This window comes from Halomonas cibimaris (assembly GCF_039537045.1).
In the GTDB taxonomy this organism is placed as follows: Bacteria; Pseudomonadota; Gammaproteobacteria; order Pseudomonadales; family Halomonadaceae; genus Vreelandella; species Vreelandella cibimaris.
In genome coordinates this window covers 1-3401 of the sequence record NZ_BAAAZT010000045.1, presented here as the reverse complement: position 1 = coordinate 3401, position 3401 = coordinate 1, and the positions used below count along the sequence as shown (strand labels likewise).

The window sequence follows — 3401 nt, the reverse complement described above, 5'->3', positions numbered from 1 at the left end:
CTCTGATGGTCATGTTGCCTGCTGGGTGGGGGAGTCGAATGACGGTACTATGCCTGAAGGAACAGCGGGTTGGCGAGTCTCACCCGACGCCACCTGAATAGTTACCGGCAATTTTAAATTGAATATCGCCTCACGGCACCAGCGGTGAACCAGCCACCGCGTCATCATGGCAATAACTCGGGACGGCTTATCGACGATATCGCACACCAGCCAATCCAGGCGACAGGGCGGCTGCCAGACAAATCCGTCTTCCGCCAGGTGCTCTACCTGCCCACTGGCCATTAAAGTGCTATCCATGGGGCCGTTATCAATGGCATAAACGTGCATGCCGCGCTGCACCAGCTGCCAGGTCCAGCCGCCGGGTGCCGCGCCCAGGTCCGCTGCCTGCATACCTTCTTCCAGTCGCGTATCCCATTCATCGCGCGGCACAAACTCATGCCAGGCTTCTTCCAACTTCAGCGTTGAGCGGCTGGGCGCCCGAGAAGGAAAGCGCAGCCGCCGAATGCCGCCGACAAGTTCGCAGCGATTGCCGGCAAAACTCATGCCCAGCCGCACCTGCTCACCCGACAGCCACAAAAGATGAAGGCGCCGGCCACCGGCTTTGCGCCGCAGGGCACCGTGCTTTTTCAGCATGCTTTGCAGAGGACGCGTCAGGGCCTTGGCCAAGCGCACAAGGGATTTGCCCTCGTTGGTATCAGGCGTTTCATGCCAGATGCTTTCAAAACTCCATCCGGCTTCTCGAATCTGAGCTGCGATGGCTCCCAGGCGATTTTCGCGGTCAAGAAAAAGCGGCGGCAGCGCTACCAGGCTTTGCCGCGCAAAAATAAGCCGGGAAAACGGCACGTGACGCTGCAGCTCGTTGATCGTTTCACCGTTTATGCGCATAACGCTTGCCCAGCCGCTACCGGACTCGCCTTTAACGTGAACACCGTGTTCTAGAGCATGGTGCTCAAGCTCTGCCTGCGCATCCCGTTCAAAGCCTTCCCGACAGTACACCAGCCACGTTGCCGGCCATGTTGTATTCACGTGGAATCCCCAATAACGATGTGAAACCGTGCAATCGTAACACGCGCGCCATGGCCTACCGACCAAAGTAAAACGGCTTCGAAAACATATAGCACTAAAAGCGAATAATGAAGCTACTCTCCTCTTTACTAGACTTTTGTCTAAAAAGATGCATCACACATTTTTTACGCATAGGCTATGCACAAACAACATGTTGCGCTTAGTATAGGTACAGTTTTTATATTGATCCCCATTAACAACTAGAGTAAAAAACATGGCCGAGACGCAGACCACCCCCAACCACCTGGAAACCTACGTACACGACACGCTCGCCAGTTTAAAGCAAAGCAGCCCGGCCCAAACCGAATTCTACCAGGCCGCCGAAGAGGTACTGGAATGCCTGCGCCCGCTGTTCAAGCGCTGCCCGCACTATCTTGAACACAATATCATCGAGCGCATCGTCGAGCCTGAACGCCAGATCATGTTTCGCATCTGCTGGGTAGACGATAACGGCACAGCCCAAGTCAACAAGGGCTATCGCGTCCAGTTCAACTCGGCCTTGGGTCCGTACAAGGGCGGCCTGCGCTTTCACTCAAGCGTTACTTCCGGCACCATCAAGTTTTTGGGCTTTGAGCAAATTTTCAAAAACGCGCTCACCGGCCTGCCCATCGGAGGCGGCAAGGGCGGCTCCAACTTTGACCCGAAAGGCAAATCGGATGCTGAAATCATGCGGTTTTGCCAGGCCTTCATGACCGAACTTTATCGCCACATTGGCCCAACCACTGACGTCCCCGCCGGCGATATCGGCGTTGGTGCACGCGAAGTCGGCTATCTCTACGGCCAGTACAAGCGCATAACCGGTCGCTATGAAGGCATTTTAACCGGCAAGGGTCTGGACTGGGGCGGCTCTATCGGCCGTAAGGAAGCGACCGGCTACGGCGCTGTCTATTTTGCCCAGAACATGCTGGAAGCCCGCGGTGAAAGCATCGAAGGCAAAACCTGTTTGGTATCCGGCGCCGGTAACGTCGCCATCTACACCGTTGAAAAGCTGCTTGAACTGGGCGCCAAGCCCATCACCTGCACCGACTCGGGCGGCACCCTGCATGACGCCGACGGCGTTGACCTGGACCTGCTCAAGCAGCTGAAGGAAGTTGAGCGCGTGTCGCTGGAAAACTACCTCGAAACGCGTCCCAACGCTCGCTACATTGCGGCTTCCGACTATCCCGAAGACGGCCATGCGGTATGGCGTATCGAAGCTGACGTGGCCTTCCCTTGCGCCACGCAAAACGAACTGACCGCCGCCGATGCCCAGGCACTGCTGAAAAACGGCGTATCCTGCATCAGCGAAGGCGCGAACATGCCTTCCACGGCCGACGCTGCTGATTGCTTCCTGGAGGCAGGTATTGCTTACGGCCCGGGCAAAGCGGCCAACGCCGGCGGGGTTGCCACCAGCCAGCTGGAAATGGCGCAAAACAGCAGCATGGAACAATGGCCGCTGGAGAAAGTGGACGAAAAGCTCAAGGCCATCATGGCAGAGATTCACAGGCAATGTGCCGATACCGCAGCCGAGTTCGATGCGCCGACCAATCTGGTGCTGGGCGCCAACATTGCCGGTTTCCGCCGGGTAGCCGATGCCATGATTGATCAAGGCGTTGTCTGATCGTTTTGCGCGCATAAATAGCGTATACTGGTGCTGTCAGTGGCAGTCCTTCCCCATTTGGGGAAGGACTGTTTTTGTAGGTCATTGCACGTTTGCATTTTCTATATCAAGGTCAAGGAGAGCAACATGGAGTATCGCCCGCCTATTGTGATTAACCGGCTTGATGCTGAGCGTCTCCAGCGCTTGATTGACGATACCGCAGACAATGGCACGGATATGGTCGTCGCTGAGCTGCTTGAAACGGAGTTGACCCGTGGAGAGGTCGTTGACCCGGCTGACGTACCTGATAACGTCGTGAGCATGAACAGCAAAATCCAGTTTACTGACCTGGAGCGAAATCGTCAGATGACCCGCACGCTGGTATATCCGCATGCTCTTGGCAACACTGAAGACGGTATCTCTGTCATGGCTCCTATCGGTGCCGGACTGATCGGGTTGAAGGTGGGCGACATTGTTGACTGGCCCTTACCCAACGGCGGCAAGGCTCGCTTACAGATTGATGCCATTGTTTGGCAACCCGAGCGCGAAAAGCAGTACCACCGTTAAGGACTTTCCTTTTCCGGCTTTCTTCCAGCGCTTTCTTTAGCACTTTATGCATAGCGCTTCATCTTGATATTTTTATTGTAGATAGACACAAAAAACCCGGCGCGTGGCCGGGTTTTCTGCGTATTGGTGCCTGACGATGTCCTACTCTCGCATGGGGAGGCCCCACACTACCATCGGCGCTGAACGGTTT

Annotated in this window: 3 protein-coding genes; 2 read left to right on the top strand and 1 reads right to left on the bottom strand. The window is 55.8% G+C overall.

The features are described 5' to 3' along the window. Nucleotides 1-9: 9 nt before the first annotated feature. A complete protein-coding gene (rlmM, locus tag ABD654_RS05700) occupies nucleotides 10-1026 on the bottom strand; it encodes a 23S rRNA (cytidine(2498)-2'-O)-methyltransferase RlmM (protein ID WP_344703148.1) in 1017 nt (338 codons plus the stop codon). A gap of 253 nt (nucleotides 1027-1279) precedes the next feature. Here rlmM and gdhA point away from each other — a divergent pair, with 253 nt between their 5' ends. Together gdhA and rnk are read left to right on the top strand one after the other, a co-directional pair. Next, the gene (gene gdhA / locus ABD654_RS05695) at nucleotides 1280-2665 is read left to right on the top strand and encodes an NADP-specific glutamate dehydrogenase (RefSeq protein WP_344703146.1); all 1386 of its coding nucleotides are present in this window, start codon (nucleotides 1280-1282) and stop codon (nucleotides 2663-2665) included. Nucleotides 2666-2791: 126 nt separating this feature from the next. Beyond that, nucleotides 2792-3211 carry a nucleoside diphosphate kinase regulator gene (gene rnk, locus ABD654_RS05690; RefSeq protein ID WP_344703145.1) on the top strand — a complete coding sequence of 140 codons (420 nt, stop codon included), beginning with the start codon at nucleotides 2792-2794 and terminating at the stop codon, nucleotides 3209-3211. Nucleotides 3212-3401: the final 190 nt, after the last annotated feature.